The 24655-nt window shown below is 69.0% G+C and carries 9 protein-coding genes; 1 reads left to right on the forward strand and 8 read right to left on the reverse strand.

All coding sequences use genetic code 11. The annotated features are described in order from the left end of the window. Positions 1–28: 28 nt before the first annotated feature. From V6U90_RS28235 to V6U90_RS28245, 3 genes are all read right to left on the reverse strand, one after another. The gene (locus tag V6U90_RS28235) at positions 29–6634 is read right to left on the reverse strand and encodes a polymorphic toxin-type HINT domain-containing protein (protein ID WP_334443019.1); all 6606 of its coding nucleotides are present in this window, start codon (positions 6632–6634) and stop codon (positions 29–31) included. A 251-nt stretch (positions 6635–6885) separates the two neighbouring features. Then, entirely contained in the window at positions 6886–11406 is a 4521-nt protein-coding gene (locus tag V6U90_RS28240) for a LamG-like jellyroll fold domain-containing protein (RefSeq protein ID WP_334442999.1), read from the reverse strand. 390 nt (positions 11407–11796) lie between these two features. Then, positions 11797–13665 carry a LamG domain-containing protein gene (locus tag V6U90_RS28245; protein ID WP_334443002.1) on the reverse strand — a complete coding sequence of 623 codons (1869 nt, stop codon included), beginning with the start codon at positions 13663–13665 and terminating at the stop codon, positions 11797–11799. Positions 13666–13889: 224 nt separating this feature from the next. Between V6U90_RS28245 and V6U90_RS28250 the strand changes: the two genes are divergently transcribed. Beyond that, complete coding sequence (locus tag V6U90_RS28250) at positions 13890–14681, forward strand: thioesterase II family protein (RefSeq protein WP_334443005.1); 792 nt, start codon at positions 13890–13892, stop codon at positions 14679–14681. Between the two features lie 36 nt (positions 14682–14717). Here the strand turns inward: V6U90_RS28250 and V6U90_RS28255 are convergent, their stop codons facing one another. The 5 genes from V6U90_RS28255 to V6U90_RS28275 form a co-directional block, all read right to left on the reverse strand. Beyond that, positions 14718–15338 carry a response regulator transcription factor gene (locus V6U90_RS28255; RefSeq protein ID WP_334443008.1) on the reverse strand — a complete coding sequence of 207 codons (621 nt, stop codon included), beginning with the start codon at positions 15336–15338 and terminating at the stop codon, positions 14718–14720. Next, entirely contained in the window at positions 15335–16513 is a 1179-nt protein-coding gene (locus V6U90_RS28260) for a sensor histidine kinase (RefSeq protein WP_334443012.1), read from the reverse strand. Before V6U90_RS28260 ends, V6U90_RS28255 begins: the two co-directional genes overlap by 4 nt. Continuing rightward, the gene (locus V6U90_RS28265; protein ID WP_334443021.1) at positions 16489–17250 is read right to left on the reverse strand and encodes an ABC transporter permease; all 762 of its coding nucleotides are present in this window, start codon (positions 17248–17250) and stop codon (positions 16489–16491) included. Before V6U90_RS28265 ends, V6U90_RS28260 begins: the two co-directional genes overlap by 25 nt. A 92-nt stretch (positions 17251–17342) precedes the next feature. Beyond that, positions 17343–18182 carry an ABC transporter ATP-binding protein gene (locus V6U90_RS28270; RefSeq protein ID WP_334443014.1) on the reverse strand — a complete coding sequence of 280 codons (840 nt, stop codon included), beginning with the start codon at positions 18180–18182 and terminating at the stop codon, positions 17343–17345. 355 nt (positions 18183–18537) lie between these two features. After that, positions 18538–24655 (reverse strand): SDR family NAD(P)-dependent oxidoreductase (locus V6U90_RS28275; protein ID WP_442933688.1); only part of this gene is annotated, 6118 nt, incomplete at its 5' end.

The following is a 24655-nucleotide window of genomic DNA, read 5'->3' on the forward strand; positions in this document are numbered from 1 at the left end:
CACCGAACTCGTCGCCGGCTGTCCCTGGCTACCCACCGGCGCAGCGACCACCTGACCAGTCACCCTTCGGGTTGTTTGCCTTCAAAGAAGGACGCATCTCGCCGCTGGCCAGGATTCCGTCATGACCCGCTTCATTCGTGTAGTGGTAAAGGGTGTCCGGAACCTCATCACCACAGTTGTGAACCAGGACCGGCGTTTCGCCGGCTATCACATAGTACGTGTGGTCGGTGTCGACGGTGAGGTCGTACATGACCTGGGCGCCGGTGAAGGAGACGACGGCGGCGACGGTCAGCGGTTCGCCGTCGAGGGAGCGCAGGTCCTCACCGACGGTCAGGTCGGCGGCGTAGATCCACTCCTGACGGTCCTCGCTCCAGAAGGGGTGGTGCGCAGTGGTGTTCAGGACCGAGCGGTTGCCGTCATCGTCCTCGACGGTGATGTCGGTCAGGTCGGTGTCGTTGTTGATGTGGGTGTCGGTGACGACCCGGACGGTGGTCTTACCGGTCTCCGGATCGGTGGCGAGGACCAGGTCCCCTTCCTCCAGGTCCTCGATCGGTCGGGTGCTACCGTCGGCCATCACGACCTTGGTGCCGGCTGCGAAGCTGTGCTTAGTGCAGCTTGTGGCTACCTCGGTGGCCTTCTTCGCCGCGTCGGCGGCTTTCTTCATGATCGCGTCAGCCCATTTGACGTCCTGCATCCACTGGGCGACCGCCTTACCGGCCCGAATGATCGTACCGGCGATCCGCTTACTGTTCTTGAGAAGGGTGAACGCCTTCCCGATCGGCAACATCCCGGCGAGCGTGTACACACACGCCATCGCGTCACCACTGATGCAGTTGATGATGTCGTTGATCCCGAACAGATCCATCAGGATCTGCCCACCAGCCCGCAGGATGATCGAAGCCAGACTCTGCTTCTTCACATCCTTGGCCTTGGTCAGCTCCGCAGAGGTCGGCCCGCCACCACCGATACCCATGCTGGCCTCGGTCTTCCGAAGCTCAGCCCAGTCATCATCGCCACAGGCCCCACCACAGCCGTCGTTGTTTCCGGCCGTCTCGTAGAATTCACCGTTCAACTCGTAATCGGCACCCGGACCACAACCATCGTCCGAGCACGCCTTCAACCCTGTCGGGTCCGAGAACGTGACTGGGCTGTTGTTGCTGTACGCGTACGCGTTCCACTGCTGCGGATCGGACAGGTCCTGCACCGGGTCCACACTGATGAACCGGCCCAGATCCAGGTCGTAGTCCCGCGCCCCGATATGCACCAGGCCGGTCGGATCGTTGTCCCCGCCGACGAACCCCTTCGGGTTGCCCCACACCGGGTTGACACCCCGGGGCTTGCCGTACGGAGTCTGCCGCCGCACCGTCACCGCGTGACTGTTCTGGTCAATGCTGGTGTGCTGCGTACCCTGATGATCCGTGTACAGCCACGTCATCCCCGCCGACGTCCGCTGCCCGATCAACTCACCGTTGAAACTGTAGTAACGGGTACCGGTCAGGATCGAACTGTTGTCCCGACGGATCTCCTGACCCGGCAGGTACAACGTCGTCCCCGTCGCATCCCGCCGGATCAGCCGGTTGCCGTTCGCGTCGTAGATGTTCTTCTCCACCTGCGACCCGTTGGCCGACACCGACTCCAGCCGACCCTCCGCATCCCAGGTCAACGTCTGCGACTGTGCGCCCGGCGGACACGTGTTCGCCGCCGTACCCGCAGGCCGGCACGTCGTGTTCCCTGTCGCGTCGTAGCCGTACGCCGACACCACCGGCGACTGCCCCGGCTCCGTCGTCGTCATCGACGTCACCGCATGCGGACGCACCACGCCCTGACCACCGGTCGGCACCGTGTAGTCCCGGACGGTGTTCCCACCGGCCGTGTGCGACACCTCCTGGGTCCGGTTACCGACCGTGTCGAACGTCCAGTCCAGCCAGTACGGCGCCGGCCCACCCATGTTGGCCACACTCGGCGTACTCGCACAGGTCACCCCGGCCTTCGGCGTCCACGCCGTGGTCAACCGCCGCAGCGCGTCATGCTGGAAACACTGCGTGTCGGTGGTACCGACCTGCGGACTGTCGACAACCGACGTGATGTTCCCCGCATCGTCGTACACGTAGTGCCGATCCGAGACCGATCCCGCCGCAGTCTCCGGCTTGATCTTGGTGTGGTCCACCCGGCGGGTGATGTCCTGGTAGTAGGTGGTGTCCTCGACCCAGCCGCCAGTGGTCTCCCGCCTGCTGAGGCTCGGTTCGCCGTAGTCGGTGTAGAGCTGACTGGACACGTAGGTGCCGTTGACCGGCAGGCCGGTGGCGCTGCTGTAATTGGTCGCCACCTGCTCGTTGGCCAGGCCGCCGCCGGGCGGCATGAGCACGGTGGTCGGGCTGCCGTCGGCGTCCGAGTAGCCGTAGTCGAACTCCCAGGTCTGATTGAGCCCGGAGCCCTCTGCCGCCGGAATGACGTAGTTGATGTTGATCGGCTGGTACCGGCGGGTGAAACCGCCCACCCGCCACTTGTAGATGTTGGTCGAGCCAGCCGGCTCATACCGGTACGCCTCGGTGAGCTGCCCCTTGGTCCGGGTCGTGGTGCCCTCGAAGAGCTGGTCGTACTTCCACTTGGCCCGCAGTGGGCCGGTCGCCGAGTCGTCCCGCAGCTCGATCTTGCGGCCGAGGGCGTCGTAGACGTACCAGAGTGCCTCACCGCGCGCGTCGGTGGTCTTCTCCAGCTCGTTGACGTCGTTGTACTGGCTGGTGGTGGTGCCCTTGTCCGGGTCGGTGGACTGGATCTGCCGGCCCCTGACATCGAACGTGTAGGTCCACTCGTTGCCGACGTGGTCCGCCACCTTCGCCAACTGGTCCTTGGCGTTGTACGTGTAGTAGGTCGACTGGTACGCCCCGGTGACGCCCTGTGCCGTGGTGTGCTGACGCAGCTCGACGGTGCGCCCCTGCACGTCGGTCAGGGTGGTGGTCGGGGTGCCCCCGTCCGGGGGTGTCACCTTGACCAGGTCACCCTCATAGGCCCGGGTCGTCCGGTACTGCTCGACGAGGCTGGTCACCCCGTCGTTGCCGAACAGGATCTCGTTGGTGGCCCGGTTGGCGTTGTCGTAGACGGTCTTGACGACTGCGGGGACAGCCCATTCCGGCTTCCACCACAGCACCCCGGACGGGCTGCCCGCCTCGGTGTGCGTACGGTAGGAGACCTCGGGCCGGCCCAGTTTGTCGTAGATGGTGTCGCTGACCAGCGTCGATCCGGTTTGCACACTGGCGGTCTGCGTCTGCCGGGGCCGCAGCAGGCCGTCCATGATCTGGTACGTGGTGCGGTAGTTGCCGCCGGCGTGCAGCGCCTTTGACGTGGTGTACGGGTAGGCGTCCCGGTCCGGCGCGAAGGTGTAGGTGTATTCCGCCGAGGGGGCCGTAGGTTTGTCCGCCTTGGCCCAGCCCGGGTTCCACACCTGCCAGACCCGGCCGAGGGCGTCGTACGACACGTCGGTGACGACCCCGTTCAGGTCGGTCGAGCGGACTGTCGATCCCCAGTACGGGTTGAGTTCCTTGACCGTGGTCCAGTTGTACGGTGCCGCCCTGGTGCTGGTCACCTTGGTCACCGGGCCGCCGGAGGCCGGGGTGTACGCGGTGGTGACCACGTTGCCCTTGACGTCCGTGGCGGACACCGGGCGGCCGAAGGTGTCGAAGCTCGACTGGCCGGTGGTCTGCCAGACCGTACCGCCCGCCTGGCTCCAGTCCTTCAACTGCTCGATCTTGGTGACCGAGCCGTAGTCCGGTGCGGTGTCGGGGCTCGCCGCACCGTCGTAGGTGCTACGGGTGTCGGAGATGATGTGATCGGCGCTGGTCGGCGCGGTCCCGCACGGCAGAGCGGTGGTGGTTACCCGCTTGATGATCTGCACCAGGTTCTTGGTGAGGTTGCGGTTGTAGGTGTACTCGCTGCACTTCTCGTCACCGGTCGTGCCGGTGTCGCCGTCCTCCTGGCTCTGGTACACGGTGCCGTAGGTGCCGGAGAACCACGACTCCGAGCGGGAGGTCCGCCAACCCCGCGAGGCGTCCACGCCGAGCGCGGTGGCGTTGTATGTCACCCGGGTGTTGACGAAACGGGCGGTCACGGTGTCGCCGTTGATGGTGCGCGACGCGGTCTCGGCGGACCGCCACGGCACGTTGACCGTCTTGGAGACCGGCTTGCTCTCGGTGCCGTTGTAGACGATCTTTTCGCGGACCATGCCGGCGAACTGATCCTCGTCGTAGACCGTCTCCGAGCCGATGGAGGCCGGAACGGTCACCGACCGGGTACCGCCGGTCGGGTTCAGCCGGTCGCCGTGCATGCCCCGCAGGTAGCGGGTCTCGGTCAGTGTTTGGGCGCCCGGCACGTCACCGACCCGGGTCTTCACGGTGGCGAAGCCGCGGAACTGGTTCCACGTCTTGTACTTCGGCTTGCTCAGACCGTCGTCGTCGGCGTAGTGCCAGGCGGGGGTGCCCCCGTAGGTGTAGTAGGTGAACTTCGGTGGCGCCTGGTGTCCGCCGCTCAGTTGCACGTCCGACTCGGAGATGTGCGTGACGACGTACTTGTGCCACCACTCGACGATCAGGTCCTCGCCCTGCGGGTCGTCCGGGTCGATCACCTTGACCGGGTAACAGAGCTTGTCGTTGGTGTGCGGCGCCGATGGGAGGTTCGTCGACGTGCACTCCGGCAGGCTGTACTCGATATCGATCTTGGCGCCGGTCTCGGTGATGATGTAGTCGACCCGCTGCCAGTTGCTGGTCGTGGTGTTCTGGGTCAGTACCCGGTTGGCCATCGAGACCGGGGCGAAGGTCACCGGCGGCATGGTCACCGCTGCGCCGACCAGGCCGGAGTGCTGGATCTTCTCCAGCCACATCCCCCGGTGCAGACTTCCGTCACCGACCGGCGGGAACGAGTGGGTGAAGGTCCAGGAGTCGACGTCCTGCCAGTCGGGCGTGGTCTTGGTGGTGTCCCACACCCGCGTTTTGATCCACGCCAGCCGCTTGGTGGTCCAGAAAGTCGGCGAGTACAGGCCCGGGCAGGAGGTGCCGGTGCACTCCTGGTCCCACGGGGTGTCCGGCCAGTTGGTGGCGTCGTGCGTGCCGCACGAACTGGTGATGCAGCGGTTACCGACCGCGAAGATCACCTGCGCAACCGGATTGATGGAGCGGTCCGCTGTCCCCCGGTCCCAGGTGCCGTAGTCGACCCGGTCCAGGGTGCCGCCACGGGTGTACGACACCTCGTCGGTGTCGGTCATGTTCCGGGCGTACTTGTTCGTCTCCGGGGTGTACCAGTACGACATGGTGTTGCCGCGTACGTCAACGACGTAGTCGAGGTTCCACCGCCACACCTGGTCACAGAACGACCCGGTGAACGAGGTCTGGTGACACGGCTCGCCGGTGTTGTTGCCGGCGACCGGCACGGTCCACGCCGAGTTCGTCGTCGAGGTCTGGCCCGGCAGACTGTGCAGGCCGAAGAAGTACTGCGTGCCGTCGGAGGCGGTCACCTTCCAGTGCTCGCCGTCGTTGTCACCGTTGCCCGCCCCGGTGGACTTTTCGATTTTCGACGCGTCCTCGTTACGGGCGTGCCAACCCTTGCCAGCCTCGAAGATCAGCTCAGAGCCACGACCGTTCAGGCTCATCGTCGCGTTGTCCGACCGCCAGCAGTAGTCACTGGTCTTGGTCGTATTGTTCGCCGTACCGCCCATGTCCTCGGCACACGGCACGTAGCGCCGCTCGATGTAGCCGGGCCAGTACTCGAAGCCCTGGCCGAGCCAGGACGGCTGGTTGTTGGTCGCCTCGGAGCGGCCGTCCACGCTGGCCGACGAGTGCGAGACCGCCATCGACGGGCCAGGTCCGTTGACCGCCGGTGGCACCCGCATCGGGTACGACCAGGAGAAGTCACCCGACGAGCCACCCGCCGACCAGGTCGACGACGGTTCCAACGAGGTGGCCCCGAAGTCACCGCCATCGCCGGAGGCGCTGGCCGACAGGGCGATCAGGGTACCGCCGACTGCCGGAACCGGTGCGTCACCGACGAGTTGGGCCTTCGTGGTCGGGGTACCCGGGCCACCGATCGGTGCCACCGGCACCTCGGCGGTCACCACACCGGTCGCACTGTCGTTGGTCGAGTACAACGGTTTCGCCGCACAGCCTGACCGGCCCGGGTCCTGCAACGCGCAGTCGGGTAGCTGCCAGAGTTTCAGGCGCGACGCCCACTCCGCCCCGTACGCGTACCGGAAGTCGTCGTAGTCGACCGACACCTTCGCGGTACCCGAGGCCGGGGCATCGGTCGGACTACCCACCCGCAGCACGAGGCCCTTGCGCCAGCCGGCCGGTACGGTCGACCGGTCCAACACCTGCACGGTCACCGCGTTCACCCGGTCGCCGGGTGCACCGGCAGCCCGGTCGACCGTCACCGGCAGGGTGCCCGCCTTCGTGGGGCCGGCGCTGCGGGCACCGACGGCCGGCAACGTCGCACGAGCAGTGCCCGGTGCCGGCCACTTCGGCTCCGGGGCCGGCTGGTGCTGCTGTGGGCTGTGCGGCCAGGCCTTCCCGCTCACCCGCCCGCCGTGGTTGTTGGTCTTTTCGACCTGCGGCGACAGGTGGGTCGGCTCGGCAACCGCCTTCTCAGGCATGCCCACCAGCAGGCCGGCGAACAGGGCGCCGACGAGCGTCACCGCTCGGGCCCGGGTCCACCGGGTAGCTGCACCGCGTCTGTCGACCGACAGTCGTCTCTTCCTGCCTCTTACTTCACGCACTCGCGCCTCCTCAGGACGTCGTCAGGTGCGGGCAGCCAGTGCCTGGCCGCCGGAGGTCCGGCGGCCAGGAACTGGCAGTTCTTGTGGGCCAGGTCTTTCCGACAGCCCGGAAGCCGTGGCCTACCGGCTCAGGGAGTGCCGGACACGTCGGCGTGGTACCGCGTCTTAACCTCGACGGCCGTCATCGCTCCCTGGAGGACGGTCAGGTCGTCGACCCGCCCGAAGAGATGGTTGCCCCCGGCGGTGAAGGTTTCACGGCCGACCGTCAGCGGCCCGCTGGCCTGCCACGGCTGCCACGCAGCATTGAGCGCCGAGGTCGCCACCTGCTCACCGTCGACGTACAGGTGCACCTGCCGCCTGGCTACGTCCACCACTGCGGCGATGTGGTTCCAGCTCTCCCCCACATCGGTGGCGGCAGCGCTGAGGACCGTCGCGTCAGTGTCGGTCGTGGCGCTGGAGTTCGGGCGGATCTTGAACTTCCACTCACCGCCGTTGTCCGGCGTGTAGTAGAGGTAGAAGCCGCTGTTGACCGTGCCGTCCTGGGACAGCACCGTCTGCACCTGGTCCGTCCGGTCCAGTTGCACCCAGGCCGACACCGTGAACGACTGGTCGGTCCGAAGCACCGGGGTGTTCTGCCACACCGTGTACTCGTTGTCGTCGATGAAGGTCGTACCGCTCTGGAGCGCCGATCGGGCGTACTCCTGCGTTGCGACCGGCGTCTCCCCCTCGTTGACGATCGACAGCGCGTCGAGGTGCAGGCTGTTCCCAACCCGGCCGTCGGTTACCTCGGCACCACGTTGCAACGCGAGCCACCTGTCGAACAGGGTGTTGTCACGGGCCTGGCAGGTGTCGACCAGATCCTGGATCCGGCAGTTGCGGGCGGTGTTGAAGTCCCACCAACCCACCTGGGTCGGTGCCAGGATGCCCCTGTCGTCCACCTCGTCGGTGCGGGTGGCGAGCCGTCCCGTGAAGTCGTCCGCAACGAGTACCCGGTTGAAGACCTGGACATCGCGGACAGTCCCGCCCCACCAGTTCGCCGGTGCCCCACCGGCGAAGCCCCGGCCGACCGAGAACGCGCCGGACGCCTGCCAACCTGCGGCGGTGCGAGCAGTCTCCCCAGCCAGTACACCGTCAACGAAGAGGCGGATCTGCCCGCTGAGCTTGTCGTAGACCCCGGCAAGGTGGACCCATCGGCCCACCTGAGTGGCATCAACGATCGCCTGGGACGCGGTCGCCGAGCGCAACGTGCTCGACTGTGCCTGGGTGTCCCGCATCCCGAACGACCAGTAGGACTTCAGTGGGGAGCCCTGGCGACGTACCCCGAGTTCGAACCCGGCGGCGTCGCTGCCCTGCTGGGTGGCGATGGTCATGTCGGCCGTCGGGTCGGCGGCCAGCCGCACCCAGGCCGCCACGCTGAATGCGCCCGTCGTGTCGACCACCGGACCCTGGGTCGTCAGGGCTGCGGAGGTGCCGTTCAGGGTCGGCGTCGATCCCTGCATGAGGTACGTGTCGTTGGCCCAGGTGACGTTCGACGCGGTCAACGGGGTGTCGTTGACGATCGGTCCGGCCCCGTCACTGTCCCCGAACCCGGCCCGATCGTCCTCCAGCGCCTGCGCCTGGGTCTCACCGGGGTAACTCTCCAGATCCCACTGAGCCACTGGCTTCGCGTGCTCCTGGACGGTCACGTCCTCTGACCCGTCGACGCTCTCCAGACCCGCCGAGTCGATGGCTCGCACCCGGATCGTGTTCGTGCCGTAGCTGTAGGGGGTCAGGGTGACCGTTGCGGTCTTGGTCGTGGTGCCGGTGGCGGTCAGTTCACCGAAGTTCGGCGGTTGGGACACCGTGGCGAAGATGTCGGCCTTGCCGTCTCCGGTGAAGTCCCCCGGCACGAAGATTGCCCCACCGATGGGGATGGTCCCCTTGGACACGCCTGAACCGTCGAGCCAACCCCCGGTCCCGTTGCCCCGGAGCAGTTTGACGTCGCCCGTGCTGTCGGAACGGTAGAGGACGTCCGTCTTGCCGTCGCCGGAGAAGTCGCCGCGGCCGAAGATGGCGGAGCCGGCGAAGCCGGTGCCGATGGGCTCTTTCGTGCCGGTGATCCACCCGCCGGTGCCATTACCCCGGTACATGCCGAGCGCACCACTCGCCTCGCGGACCAGGACATCGGCCTTGCCGTCGCCGCTGAGGTCGCCGGGCGAGAAGAACCAGTCGAAGGCATACCAGTTGGTGCCGATCTGCACCGAGCTGGCCTCCAGCCCGCCACCGGCCGTGCCACGCCGTAGGTAGAGGTGGGAGGTGACCCGGTCCCGGTAGATGATGTCCGGTTTGCCGTCGCCGCTGAAGTCGCCGGGCGAGAACAGGAACCGGCTCGCCGACCAGTTGCCGGCGTCGAGCAGTTCCGGGGCGCCGAGGAAGCCACCGGTACCGTTGCCCTTGACGATGTACAAGCTGGCGTCACCGGTCCGCCGGAAGATCACATCCGGCTTGCCGTCGCCGGAGAGGTCGCCCGGGCTGAAGACCGCACCATCGGTTTCCCAGTTGCTCGCTGGGCTGTCAGGCGTGTCCGAGAAGTCGCCTACTCCGTCACCGGCGTAGGTCCAGGCATCCTGGAGTACCGTCGGCGGGCCGGTCCAGCTGTAGCGAAACTTCGTCACGTCGGCAGCTGCATCACCGGAGCTGGTGAACGTGAAGGTGATCGGTTCACCCGGCCCCGCGACCGGTCCGACATTGATGGCCGGGGCCGGTGGCACGGACGTGTCCACCCGGAACTCGCACCAGATCGACCAGCCGCTCCACTGGTTGTAGGGAGACGGGTCCACGGTTGTCACCCGGAACGCGTACTTCTTGCCGGTCGGTGCGGACACCTGCGCGGTGGTGGCCCGGCCGTTCGCGCTGGCCGGCGCGGTCGGTGGTGCGGTCCTCCGGGTCGGGTAGGTGGTGGTCACCGCGCTCATCCCGCCGACCGTCGGCACCTCGATCCACTCGTACGTGCCGGTCAGGGTCTGCCCGGTGTCGGCGTCCGGGTAGATCGCCGAGAAGACCGGCGTCTCCGTACCGACGGCGATCGAGGTACCGGAGACGCACGCGACCCCGGAGACCTGCAGGCCCGTCGGCTTACCCGGCTTCGAGTCGTAGTCGACGACCATCGCGGCGTTGGCCGGGAAGAACTTCTTCCACCGGCTGGTCGTGCTCTCCCCGCTGCCGGTCGAATCGTGGGCGGTGAAGCCGACCGTGATGGTGGTCCAGTTGTTGGTCGCGGCCGTCTGCACCTGCGTGGTGACCGGCGCCCCGGTCCAGTTGATGAACATGTCCGGCTGTGGCGAGTCCACGCAGCCGGTGCCCTCGTTGGCGTGCCCCTCGGCGGTCGCCAGCCGAGTCTTCAAGTTCATGCCGTTCCACGACGCCTTCATTGTGTGGTCGATGACCGACGTGAGGTACATGCTGACCGGCGTGTCGGTGCACGACCAGGAGTGGTCGAGCTTCATCTGGACGTACGCCGACTCGATGTGCTTGCCGGCGAGCGAGCCGGACGGGCCGGTGGTCGGGAACTCGAAGAACGACCGGAACAGGTCCCCGTCGCAGGGCCCCTCCGGGCTGAGCCCGACCCGAGCAACGGTGAAGTCACTGTTCGAGCAGTTGGTGTTGGTGGCGTAGGCCCATTTCGACTTCTGCACCGACCAGGACGGGTCGACGTAGACCGGGTAGGTGACGCTGGGCGCGTCGAGCATGGTGGCGTCGGGGACCAGTTCCAGGTCGCCGTCACCGGCGACCCGGGTCTCCACCTTCGCAGTCTGCACGCCGTCGCCCGGCTCGAACGCCGACGAACGGGCCGCCTCGGTACCCCCGCCACCGACGGGGACCGAGGAGTCCCACATCAGCGCCGGCTGGGCCTCGGCAACCACGGTCGTACCGGCCCGCGCCTGAAGCGACCCGTCCGTGCGCCGCAGCAGGCTGGCATCCCCGTCCACGCCGAACGAGATGGTGCGGACCGCCGGGTTGTCGGCCGCCGTCGGGGTCTTGACCACCAGGACGTGCGTGAACCCGGTGTGCGTGGCGCGCACCACCAGGTCCACGTCGGGCAGCACCGACGGGTACGTGGCCGCGTCACCGGACAGCGTCGGGGCGGGCAGGGTGCCGGGCCAGGTGAGCTGCAACGACCTGCCGGATCGTTGCAGGGTCACCATCGGGCCGGCGCCGCCGCCGGAGAAGGACACGTCGGCCACCGACGCCACCGGCCGCAGCCGGCCGTCGCCGCCGGTCTGAAGGGCAAGGTTGATGTCCGCCCAGGAGTTGTCCGGCTTCCGGGTACGCTGCGGCACCACCGCCGACTGGAACGTCAACCGGCCGTCCGGCTGGGCCACCACCTGCACGTACTCCGACCGCGACGCACCCACCACCACCGGCTGGTCACAGGCGGCAGCGGTCGTCAGGGCATCGGCCTCGGACTGCTTGACCGGCTCGCAGGTCGGCGTGGCAGCCGCTGCTGCCGGCGCACTGACCGCCCCCAGCATGGCCACGGTGCCTGCTGCCGCCACGACGGCGCTCATGGTGAGGCTGGCCAGCAGCCGGGACGGGGTACCCCGGGGTGGCGGGGCCCCGGCCAGCCGGCCCGTACGGGGCGCCAGAAGGGTACGGACACGGTGCAGCAACGGGAGCCTCCCACGGGGAACTGAGCAAACGAGTCGGGACGCTATCCCGACATCGATCCCTGACGCTGCCCTGGTTTTTGGCCTCAGTCCTCTACCGACCAGTTGTTACGAACACTTGACTGATGGCAACAAACCGCAGCTCAGCCGCCCCAACAGAAAAGATCACCAACGGTCACCCCCTGCGGGGCGTCAGACAGCCACAGGATGACCGCTCGCGGGTGAGATTGATAACAACAATAAGTAATCGCTTTGCCACTGAGCGTCCCATTAGCTGGGCCAACCACACCGACCTGTGGACTGGCCGGAAGCTGACCCCCTGGCGCGCACAATGCCTGCCGCCGCCATGACGACAGGGGCGAGCCCGTTCGGACCCGCCCCTTCATCGACACGTCAGTAGTGCTGATCCTCGTGGAGGTCCTGCACCCACTTGTCGGCGAGGACGCCGTGATAGATCTCCAAGTCGTCGATCTTCCCGTGCAGCCACTCTGCCGGGCCGGCAGGCGTCGTCGAGCGGGCCAGCAGCACCGGACCGGTAGCCGCCCACGGCTGCCAGCCCGAGTTCATCGTCACGGCCTGAGCGAGCACACCGTCGACATAGAGCCGGATCTGACGGTTTGCGGTGTCGAGCACAGCTACCAGATGGTGCCAGTACTGCGGATCGGTTGCTGCGGCGACCGCGACGGTAGCGGTCGGGTCGGTGGCGTTGTCGCGGAGACGGAACACCCACTGTCCCCCGTTGTCCGGCCGGTACGACAGCGTGAAGCCGCTGTATCCGGCCGTCTCCTGGGCGACGACGGTCTGCGCACCACGGGTCGGATCGAGCGTGACCCAGGTGGAGACGGTGAAGGACTGGTCGGTCCGGACGATCGGGGTGTCCTCCCACACCCAGTTGCCCCATTCTCCGGTCCGCTTCTGCGACCAGCCGTACTCCTGCGTCGTCTCGCCGTAGTGCGGATCGGAGGGATCGTCGATCCAGTGCGTGTCGTCGAAGGTCAACGCCACGTCTCCCCGCCGGCCGCCCTCGATGTGGGTTCCCTTGGTCAGCCGGAAGCGTCGGTCGAAGATGCTCGTGTCCGGTGCCACGCACAGATCGGGATCGTCCGACTCCTCGTAGCAGGCCACAGCGCCTTCCGCGTTCCATGCGCCGACCTTGACCGGGTGCAGCAGACCCGGTTCGTCCCTCGTACCCGCACCGGGCTCCGGCTCCAGGAGACCGTTCAGGTCGCCCGACGTGACCACCCGGTCGTACACCCGGGCCTGGGCCATGTTGCCGTGCCACCACCAGGTGTGCGCGTTGCCGAGCCGGAACTCGCCCTGCGGGTCGTTGAAGCCGGTAACCCCGGTTGCGGTGGCCTCCAGTACCCCGTTGACCCATAGCCGCAGCGTCTGCGCGGCCGGGTCGTAGGAGGTGGCGAGGTGGGTCCAGAGACCGAGCCGGGCCGGAGTGGTGGACTGCGCCACCGACCACGTGATGCCCGGGCCGGAGGTTTTCGACGGCATGACCACGGTCCACCGGTCGGTCTGCTTGCGGTAGCCGAGCCCGAACGACTCGTACCCGGACGCCTCCTTGCTGGCGACCGCCCGGTCGACGGACTTGTCGGTCAGCCGCACCCAGGTGGCGACCGAGAAGGCGGTGGAGGTGTCCATCACCTGCGGCGCGGCGCTGAGGTAGGCGGAGGTGCCGTTGAAGGCCGGCGTCTGGTCGCCGATCAGCCGGGTGTCGTCGGCCCAGGTGATGCCGGTACCGGTCAGCGGGGTGTCGCCCCGCTTCATCGGTTCCTGGTCGGCGAGGGCCTTCGCCTGGGTGACCCCGGGGTACGCCTCCAGTTCCCACGAGCCGACAGCAGGGAACGGGCCGGGCACCGTCACATCGAGCGTCGCGTGTGCCTCGTGTCCGTCCTCGGCGATCGCAATGACGACGATCGTCTCGGTCCCGTAGCTCGGGGCGTCGAGGGTCACCGTGGCGGACCGGACGGTGGTACCGGTCGCCGCGACCTCGGTACCGGCGAAGCCCCAGCCGTACCGGAACTTCGTCACCGTGGGCTCGGTGGACGAGATGGTGAAGGTGCCCGGCTGGTCCACGCCGGCCGGTGCCGAGCCGACCGTGACGGTCACCGTGAACGGGGTGGTCGTGTGGGCCAGCGCGGGCGCCCCGACCAGGAGCAGGAGCAGGGAGAGCAGGCCGGCGAGGGCCAGTCGGGCCGGCGTGGCCCGTACCGGCTGTGGGTGGTGGGCAACCTGGGGACGGATGAGCGTCATGTCGCCTTCCGGACAGAGGAGGTCAGGGAGTGCGCAGAGGAGCAGCGGTGACTCGGTCACCGGGCCGGTACGCCGGGCGAGCATGGCAGGTCAGGCGATCGATGCCAACCGGTATTCACCGTTGCAACAGTCGCTTGTGCCCCGGCGGATAGGGGACGACTTAGGGGATCGATGAGCGGCCACGGCCGTTAGGGTCGACGGGTACCGTCAGAGAGGGGCCTGCGATGACCACCGAAGTCAAGGACACCGCGTGGGTACGCCGGTTCCATCCGGCCCCCTCGGCCCGTACCCGGTTGGTCTGCTTCCCGCACGCGGGCGGCTCGGCCAGTTACTTCTTCCCGGTGTCCCGGACCCTCTCCCCCCGCTTCGACGTGGTCGCGTTGCAGTACCCGGGCCGGCAGGACCGCCGGTCCGAGCCGTGCCCGCCGACGATCGAGGAGATGGCCGACCAGATCACCGAGGCGGTGCTGCCCTGGACGGACCTGCCGGTGGCCTTCTTCGGGCACAGCATGGGCGCGATCCTGGCGTACGAGGTGACGTTGCGGCTGAAGGCGAAGGGGATCGTCCCGACGGGGATCTTCGCCAGCGGGCGCCGGGCGCCGTCGACGGTCCGCCACGAGACGAACCACCTGCTCCCGGAGCCGGAGTTCATCGCCGAGCTGCACAAGCTGGAGGGGACCGAGGCGTCCCTGTTGGCCGACGACGACCTGCTGCGGATGATCCTGCCGGCGCTGCGCAGCGACTACCGGGCGATCGAGACCTACCAACGGCACGACGAGGCCAAGGTGGACTGTCCGGTGGTGGCGCTGCTCGGTGACATCGACCCGAAGGTGACCGCCGCTGAGGCCCGGGTCTGGGAGAAGCACACCAGCCGGAGTTTCACGCTGCGGCTCTTCCCCGGCGGGCACTTCTATCTGAACACCCACGCGGCGGACGTGATCCGGCTGATCGCGGACCACCTGACCGCTGTGCAGAACACCGGCGTGGCCACCCCGGTCAGCGCCGCCCGCTACTGAACACGCCCCTGCCGGGCCCGCTACCCGACGACCCGGTCAGGGCAGCAGGCCGCGTTCCATCGCGGTGGTGACCGCCGCCGTCCGGTCGGACACGTCCAGCTTGTTGAAGGTACGCAGCAGGTGGGTCTTCACGGTCGCCTCGCTGATGTGCAGGGTGCGGCCGATCTCGGCGTTCGTTTGGCCCTTGGCGACCAGGCTGAGTACCTGCACCTCCCGGGCGGACAGCGTGTGCGTCACCGGGTTGCGGACCTGCCGGACGAGCCGCCCGGCAACCGAGGGGGCAAGCACGGTCTCGCCCCGGCTGGCCGCCCGTACCGCGTTGGTGAGCTCGGTACGGGTGGCGTCCTTGAGCAGGTACCCGGAGGCGCCGGCCTCGACGGCCCGGAGGATGTCCGAGTCGGTCTCGTAGGTGGTCACCACGACCACCTTGCTGGCCCGGGACTCGCCGAGGATCAGGCCGGTGGCGTCGGCGCCGTCCATGCCGGGCATCCGCAGGTCCATCAGGATGACCTCGGGGCGCAGCGCCCGGGCCATGGCGACCGCCTCCAGCCCGGAACCGGCCTCGCCGACCACGGTGATGTCCGGCTCGGAGTTGAGCATGCCGCGCAGCCCGTCGCGGACCACCGGGTGGTCGTCCACCAGCAACACCGTGATCATCTGCTCGCCTCCAGCCGGACGGTGGTGCCCTGCCCCGGCACGCTGCTGATCTCCAGGGTGGCACCGATCTGCTCGGCCCGGGCCCGCATGCCGCGCAACCCGAAACCGTGCGAGTCCCTGGTGGAGTCGAACCCGATCCCGTCGTCGGTCACGGTCAGGGTCACCGAGGTGTCGGTGAAGCTTAGCCGCACCGCAACGTCGGAGGCGTGCGCGTGTTTGCGTACGTTGGCCAGGGTCTCCTGCACGGTCCGCAGCAGCACTACCTCCACTGCGGTGGGCAGCTCACCGGCCACCCCGTCGACCTCGTACTCGGCCCCGATACCGGTCTCCTCGGCGAGCCGGTCGACCTGCCGACCGATCGCGTCGGCGAGGGTTTCCGAGCGCAGGCTGGTCGGGGTGAGCGCGGTGACCATGGCCCGCGCCTCGGCCAGGTTCTCCCGGGCGGTCCGCACCGCCATGCCGAGGTGCCGGTACGCGGCGTCCCGGTCGGTGTCGGCCTCCGACTCGGCCGCCTGGATCAGGGTGATGATGCTCGTGAAGCCCTGGGCGAGGGTGTCGTGGATCTCGGCAGCCAGCCGGGCGCGTTCCTCGGCGACGCCGGCCTCGTGGGAGAGCCGGGCCACCTCGGCCCGCCGGGCCTGCAACTCGGCGATGATCTGGGCGCGTTCGTCGTTCTGCCCGGCGATCCGGTCGATGTACGCGCCGACGAGCAGCGCGAAGATCACCCCGAGGACGGCGATCGGGAGCAGGTCGTGCACCCGGGCCAGGGTGCCGGCGTGGATGGCGGTGATCGCCGGGGGCAGGACGTTGAGCAGGATCACCACCAGGGCGGCCCGGGTCAGTGGCAGGGCCAGGAAGACCATCGGGCAGATCACCGGCAGGGCGAAGGTACTGGTGGGTACGAACGCGACGGCGGCCAGGAAGAGCAGCGCGGCCACCCCGACGAAGACCCAGCTCTCCCGGCTGCCGTCGGCGCCACGGACGGCCGCCCGGCCGTAGGCGGCGTACCAGAGAGCCATCAGGCTCAGCAGGACCGCCGCCGCCAGCCGGGCGGGGAGGGAGACCGCTTGCTCCTCGACGACCAGGACCAGGACCACCACCAGGCAGACCGCGAAGTAGAGGTCCCAGATCCAGCGCCAGTGGGTCGGGGCTACCGGGTGCGGCGCTCGGTCCACCGGAACGTCACCAGGCAGAGCACCAGACCGATCACGCACCAGGCCCCGAGGACCAGTGCCGTCATGCCGTGTTCCCATGCGCCTGCCGCCTCCTGTGCCGCCATGCTGTCCGGAAGGAACACCGACCGGAACCCCTGTCCCATCCACTTGACCGGGAAGAATGCTGCCACCTGCACCATCGCGTCGGGCAGCGCGGCGATGTGGACGAAGATGCCGGAGATGAACTGCAACCCGATGGCCGGGAGGTTGAGTACCGCCGGGGCGCTCTTCGCCGACCGGGCCAGCGAGCTGGCCGCGATGCCGAGCAGGGTGCAACTCACGATGGACAGTGGCAGCAGCCAGGCGAAGGTAAGCCAGCGGGCCGGGTCGGTGGGCAGTTCCACGTCGAAGAGGAGCACCCCGACGGTGAGCAGCAGCACGGTCTCGGCGATCGCGGCCACCGCGACCAGGATGATCTTGCCGATGAAGTACGCCCCGGCGGTGACCGGCGTACCGCGCAGCCGCTTGAGGGTGCCGTCCTCCCGGTCGACCGAGATGCCCACGCCCATGCTGATGAAGGCGGTGGAGAGGATGCCGTACGCGATCATGCCGGCGGCGAAGATCTGGCTCATCGTCACGTCGGTGCCGTGCGCCGGCTCGTCGTAGATCGTGCCGAGCATGAAGGTGAGAAAGGCCGGGAAGGCGAAGGTGAAGATCACCGCGTCCTTCTGCCGGAAGAACTGCTTCAGTTCGATCATGCCCCGGGACAGGCCGACCTGGAGGGTGGACGGCAGTCGCGGGGTACGCGTCGACCCGGTCCGCGCCGGGGCGTCGACAACGGCGGTGCTGGTCATACCCGTTCTCCGATCAGGTCGAGGTAGATGTCTTCCAGGCTGGGGCTGTGTACGCGCAGGTCGGACATGGTCTTGTCGCCACTGGCGGTGAGCTTCGCGACGAACTCCACCGGGTCGTTGGTCTCCTCGCGGTGCTCGCCGTTGCTGTCCCGCCAGGTGACGGTGGCCGCCACGGTGGCCCGGCCGCCGATGGTCTGCGGGGTGCCCTCGGCGATGACCTTGCCCCGGGCGATCACCGCGAGCCGGCCGGCGAGTGCCTCGGCCTCGTCGAGGTAGTGGGTGGTGAGCAGGATGGTGGTGCCCTCGTTGGCCAGCCGGCGGATCAGCGACCAGAACTGGCGCCGGGCCTCGGGGTCGAAGCCGGTGGTCGGCTCGTCCAGGAAGAGCAGTTCGGGCCGGCCGATGATGCCGAGCGCCACGTCGACCCGGCGCCGCTGACCGCCGGAGAGGCTGCGTACCCGGGCGCCGGCCTTCTCGGCCAGCCCGCACACGTCGATCACCTCGTCGGGGTCGCGCGGGCTCGGGTAGTACCTGGCGAAGTGGCGGACCGTCTCCCGGACGGTCAGCTCGGCGGCGTCGGTGGCGGTCTGCAGGACGATGCCGAGCTTGGCCCGCCAGGCCCGCCCGGCGTGACCGGGGTCCTCACCGAGGACCTTCACGTCGCCACCGTCGCGCTGACGGTGACCCTCGAGGATCTCGACCGTGGTCGTCTTGCCCGCACCGTTCGGTCCCAGCAGCGCGAACACCTCGCCGCGCGCCACGGTCAGGTCAATGCCGTCCACAGCCACGTTCGCGCCGTACGTCTTGCGGAGGCCGCGTGCACTGATGACTGTCATGCATCAATGCTGTCCCGGAGGGGGTGCCACCAGGGACGACCGCCAGATGGAATCCGGCTGTCAACCGGTCGGTGGACAACCGTGTCACCGGCGGTTGGCGGTTGGCGGTTGGCGGTTGGCGGTTGGCGGTTGGCGGTTGGCGGTTGGCGGTTGGCGGTTGGCGGTTGGCGGTTGGCGGTTGAACCATAACGAGCGTGATGCCGCTCGGTCATTTTTATGCCTGACAGGTATCACCGTCACGGCGGGAAGTGCCCCCAGAGCCGCTCCGCGCGGGCCGGCAGGCCCGGAAAACGGTCAGGGCCACCTCCGTACCCGGGTGGGGTACGGTGGCGGCCCTGCTCGACCGGTCACCGGATCACGGTGACAGCTCCAACTCGTTGTCGAGGATGTCGAACAGCTCGTCCACGCTGGCCGACTCCAGTTCCTCGCGTTCCTGGGCGACCTCGGCCGGCGCGAACTTCTCCGTCCACAGCCCGGTCAGCTCCCGCAGCCGGGCCGCGACCCGGCCGTACTCGGTCTCGTCTGGGGCGGCCCGGAGCAGCAGTTGCTCCAGTCCGGCCAGTTCCTCGTCGATCGACTGCGGTACCCGGGCCGCCTGCTTGGGGGCCAGCTTGCCGGCCAGGAAACCGGCCAGCACGCCCGCGTTCGGGTAGTCGAAGATGAGGGTGGCGGGCAGCCGTTGCCCGGTCGCCGAGGTCAACCGGTTACGCAGCTCCACCGCCGCGAGGGAGTCGAAGCCGAGCGGCCCGAAGCCCTTGGCCGGGTCGATCGCCTCCGGTCCGCTGTGCCCGAGCACCGCCGCCACCTGGGTACGGACCAGCTCCAGCACCGCGGCCTCGCGTTCGGCCGGGCTGAGGTCGGCGAGCTGCTGTTCCAGCCCACCGGCCGGGGTCGCCTTCGCCGCCGACGCGGCCCGCCGGACCGGGGTACGGACCAGGCCGCGCAGCAACGGTGGCACACCGGCCGGCCGGTTGCGGACCGCCGTCAGGTCGAGGCGTACCGGCACCAGCAGGGCCTCACCCGAGGCGACCGCGGTGTCGAAGGCGGCGGTGCCGGCCACCGCCGACAGCGGCAGCACTCCGGTGGCGGCGATCCGGGCGAGGTCGGCGTCCGTCAGGCCACCGGCCATCCCACCCGGCTCGTCCCAGAGCCCCCAGGCCAGGGAGGTCGCCGGCAGGCCACGCGACCGGCGGTACCGGGCCAGCGCGTCGAGGAAGACGTTCGCCGCCGCGTAGTTGGCCTGCCCGGTGCCATCGAGCACCCCGGCCACCGAGGAGAAGAGCACGAACGCGCTCAGCTCCAGTTCGCGGGTCAGGTCGTGCAGCGCCCAGGCCGCGTCGACCTTGGGCCGCAGCACAGTCGCCAGTCGTGGTGCAGTCAGCGACTCGACCAGCCCGTCGTCGAGTACCCCGGCGGTGTGCACGACACCGCGCAGCGGACGCCCGTCCGGGATCGAGGCGATCAGGTTGGCCAGCGCGGACCGGTCGGTCACGTCGCAGGCGGCGACGGTGACCCGGGCGCCCAGACCGGCGAGTTCCTCGCGCAGCTCCACCGCGCCCGGCGCGTCGGTACCCCGACGGCTGACCAGCAGCAGGTCGGTGACGCCGTGCCGGGTGACCAGGTGCCGGGCGAAGAGCGCGCCCAGCCCGCCGGTACCGCCGGTGATCAGCACCGTGCCACCTGCCGGCCAGACCTCGCCGTCCAGTGCGGCGGTCGTGGCCCGGGCCAGGCGGGGCGCGTGGACGGTGGTGCCGCGCAGCGCCAGCTCCGGTTCCCCGGTGGCGACCGCCGCCGGCAGCGCCCGCAGCGCGTCCGGGGTGCCGTCGGTGTCGACGAGGACGAAGGTGTCCGGGTGTTCGGCCTGCGCCGCGCGGAGCAGCCCCCAGACCGCCGCGCCGGCCAGGTCGTCGATCCGGTCGGCCGGGGTCGCGGCCACCGCGCCCCCGGTGAGTACGACCAGCTTCGCGTCCGCGAACCGCTCTCCGGTCAGCCAGGTCTGGACCAGGTCCAGCGCCCAGCGGGCGGCGGCGTGCGTCGCCTCCGCGACGTCCATCCCGTCCGGGTACGACCGACGGGCGAGCACCACCCCGGACTGCGGGACGGCGTCGGTGAGGTCCGGCGCCCCGCTGAGTACGGGTACCGCCGCGTCACCGGTCACCGTCCAACCCGGATCGGTGTCGACGCCGACCGTCGTCCAGTCCACCTGGTAGAGGTCCTGCTGCCCGTTACCGCTCTGACGGAGCTGTTCCGGGCTGACCGGGCGCAGGGCCAGCGAGTCCACCGTGGCGACCGGTGCGCCGGCGGCGTCGGCCAGGTCCAGCCGGAAGCTCTCCCCCTCGGCCCGGGTGACCCGTACCCGCAGCTGGGTGGCGCCCAGCGCGTACACCCGGACACCCGCCCAGGCGAACGGCAGTTCGGCCCGCTCGGCCGGTACGCCACCGAGACCGATGGCGTGTAGCGCCGCGTCCAGCAGCGCCGGGTGCAGCGGGTACCCGGCCGCGTCCGCGACCGCCTCGTCGGGGAGTGCCACCTCGGCGTAGACGGTCTCCCCGTCCCGCCAGGCGACCCGCAGCCCCTGGAACACCGGGCCGTACTCCAGCCCGACCGTGGCGAGCTGGTCGTAGAGGTCGTCCACCGCCACCGGCTGCGCCTGAGCGGGTGGCCAGGCGGCCAGGTCGACGTCGGTGGCGGCCAGCTCGGCGGAGAGGTTGCCGGTGGCGTGCCGGGTCCACGGCTGGCCCGCCTCGGCGGACTCCGGTCGGGAGTGGATGCTCACGGTACGGCGTCCGGTCTCGTCGGCACCGGCCACGGTGACCCGCAGGTGCACCGCACCCCGCTCGGGGAGCACCAGCGGCGTCTCCAGGGTTAACTCCTCCAGGTGCAGGTCACCCGGTTCCCCGGTGACCCGGAGCACCTCGTCGGCCGCGTACAGGGCCAGGTCGACCCAGCCGGCGCCGGGCATCAGCACCGCGCCGGAGACGGCGTGGTCGGCCAGCCACGGATGGGTGTCCAGCCCGATCCGACCGGTGAGCACCAGGCCGTCCGAGTCGGGCAGGCTGATCGCCGCACCGAGCAGTGGATGCCCGGCGGCGGCGAGGCCGGCTGACGAGACGTCACCGGGGCCGAAGTCGCCGACTTCGAGCCAGTAGTGCCGGTGCTGGAAGGCGTAGGTGGGCAGCTCGATCCGCTTCCCACCAGCCAGCAGGGCGGAGAAGTCGACGTTCATGCCCCGGGCCCAGAGGGCACCGAGTCCGGTGGTGAAGGTGAGCGCGGCGTCGCGGTCCTTCCGGACCAGCGGGATTGCGGTGGCGTCCGCCAGGATCTGGCCGGTCAGCGCGGTCAGGATCGCGTCCGGACCGATCTCCACGAACGTGACCACACCGGAAGCGTGCGCGGCGGTCACCGCGTCGGCGAACCGGACCCCGGCCCTGACGTGCTCCACCCAGTAATCCGGATCCGCCCACACACTCGCCGAGGTCAACTCACCGGTCACCGTCGACGCCACCGGGATGTCGGAAGCGGTGAAAGACAGACCGGCGACAACCTGACGGAACTCGTCCAGCATCGGCGCCATCAACGGCGAATGGAACGCATGCGACACACTCAGCCGCTTTGTCTTCCGACCAAGGGCGCAGAAGTGTTCGGCGATCTCCTCGACGGCCGCCTCGGCGCCGGAGATGACGACGGAGGTGGGGCCGTTGACCGCACCGATCCCCACACTGTCATCCCGGCCGGCCAGCAGCGGCAGCACCTCGGCCTCGGTGGCCTGCACCGACACCATCACCCCACCACCGGGCAGGGCCTGCATCAACCGACCACGAGCCGCCACCAGCTTCGCCGCATCAGCAAGCGACAGCACACCCGTCACGTGCGCGGCCGCGATCTCACCCACCGAGTGACCCACGAAGACACCCGGCTTCACGCCGAACGACTCCACCAGGCGGAACAACGCCACCTCGACCGCGAAAACCGCCGGCTGGGTCAACCCCGTCTGATCCAGATCCCCCGCACCGTCGAAGACGACATCCCGCAGGGACACGCCCAACAGCGGGTCAAGCTCAACGCACACCGCATCGAACGCCGAGGCGAACACCGGGAACACGTCGTACAGACCACGACCCATCCCCATCCACTGCGAACCCTGACCCGTGAACAACGCACCAACAGAGCCCGAAACAACAGCAACCGGCGACACATCCCCCAGACCGGCAGCCAGCTCAGTCAAGTCACGACCGGTCACGACCGACCGGTACTCGAAGGTCGACCGGGTATTGAGCAGCGACCAGGCCACATCACGCGCGGACAGCTCGGGACGCGCGTCCACGAACTCACGTAGCCGGGCCGCCTGGGCGCGTACCCCGTCTGCGGTCTTCGCGGACAGCAACCACGGCACGACCTGGCCCGCCGGTTGCGACGCGACCGGCGGCCCCGGCAACACCGGCGGCTGCTCCAGAATCACGTGCGCGTTCGTCCCCGAGATACCGAACGACGACACCGCCGCCCGACGCGGCCGACCCACCGCCGGCCACTCCCGCGCCTCGGTCAACAACTCCACCGCACCCGACTCCCAGTCGATATGCGGCGACGGCGCATCCACATGCAGCGTCTGCGGCAACACACCATGCCGCATCGCCTGCACCATCTTGATCACACCCGCCACACCCGCAGCCGCCTGCGTATGACCCAGATTCGACTTGATCGAACCGAGCCACAGCGGCTCACCATCGACCCGGTCCTGGCCATAGGTGGCAAGCAGCGCCTGCGCCTCGATCGGGTCACCCAAACTGGTCCCCGTACCGTGCGCCTCCACCACGTCCACGTCGGTGGCCGCAATCCCGGCCGACGCAAGAGCAGCCCGGATCACCCGCTGCTGCGACGGACCGTTCGGCGCGGTCAGACCATTCGACGCACCGTCCTGGTTGATGGCGGATCCGCGCACCACGGCCAGGATCCGACGCCCGTTGCGCTGCGCGTCGGAGAGCCGCTCCAGCACGAGCATGCCCACACCCTCGGCCCAACCGGTACCGTCCGCACCGGCGGCGAACGCCTTGCACCGACCGTCCGGCGACAGACCACGCTGCCGGGAGAAGTCAATGAACGTACTCGGCGTGGCCATCACCGTGACGCCACCGGCCAGCGCCAGCGAGCACTCCCCGGTACGCAGCGCCTGCGCCGCCCAGTGCAACGCCACCAGCGACGACGAGCAGGCCGTGTCGACGGTGACCGCCGGGCCCTCCAGGCCCAGGTGGTACGCCACCCGACCCGACGCGATGCTGCCACCGGTACCGAGGAAACCCTCCACCGAATCCGCAGCCGCACTCACCACACTGTCATAGTCGTGGTACATCACACCCGCGAACACACCCGTCCGCGAACCCCGCAGGGACACCGGATCGATCCCGGCCGCCTCCACCGCCTCCCACGACGACTCCAACAACAACCGGTGCTGCGGATCCATCGCCGCCGCCTCACGCGGCGAAATCCCGAAGAACCCGGGATCGAAATCCGCCGCCCGATGCAGGAAGCCACCGTGCCGGGTGACGCTGGTACCGGGGTGCGCCGGATCCGGGTGGTAGATCGCCTCCAGGTCCCAACCGCGGTCGGTGGGGAACGGCGTCACCGCATCCGCACCCTGGTTGACCAGGTGCCAGAGCTGTTCGGGTGAGGAGACCCCACCGGGGAACCGGCAGGCCATACCGACAATCGCGATCGGCTCGTCATCCGCCACCGCCGAGACCCGCAGCGCGGCAACCGGCTCGTCCCCACCGAACAACTCCGAGGCGATGAACCTAGCCAACACCACCGCACTCGGGTGGTCGAACACCAGCGTCGCGGAGAGCCGCAGGCCGGTGACCACGCTGAGCCGGTTACGCAGCTCAACTCCGGTCAGCGAGTCGAAACCCAGCTCCTTGAACGCCCGACCCGACTCCACCGCATCAGCCGACGCGTGCCCAAGCACCCCGGCCACCTCAGCCCGCACCAGATCCACCAGAGCGGCCTCCCGCTCGGCCGTACCCAGCGGTGCGAGCTGCTGGGCGAGGGAGGTCACGCCCTGGGCCTGCGCAGTCCGGCGGCTGCGACCCCGCACGAGACCGCTCAACAGGCGCGGGATCTCCGGCTGCGTACCCAGGGCCCTGGCGTCGATGCGGATCGGGACCAGGACGGCGTCGCCAGCGGCGACCGCCGTGTCGAACAGTGCGAGACCCGCGTCGGTGGGCAGCGGCGGGGTGCCCGACTCGGCCAGTCGCCGCAGGTCGTTCTCGCCGAGAGCGCCGGCCATGCCGTGCTCCCAGAGGCCCCAGGCGAGGGAGACTGCCGGCAGGCCCAGACCCACCCGGTACCGCGCCAACCCGTCCAGGAACGAGTTCGCCGCCGCGTAGTTACCCTGCCCCGCGTTACCCAACACACCAGCAGCCGACGAGAACAACACGAACGCCGACAGATCCAGATCCCGGGTCAACTCGTGCAGATGC

Origin of the sequence: Micromonospora sp. CPCC 206060 (assembly GCF_036906895.1) — a bacterium.
Classification (GTDB): domain Bacteria; phylum Actinomycetota; class Actinomycetes; order Mycobacteriales; family Micromonosporaceae; genus Micromonospora.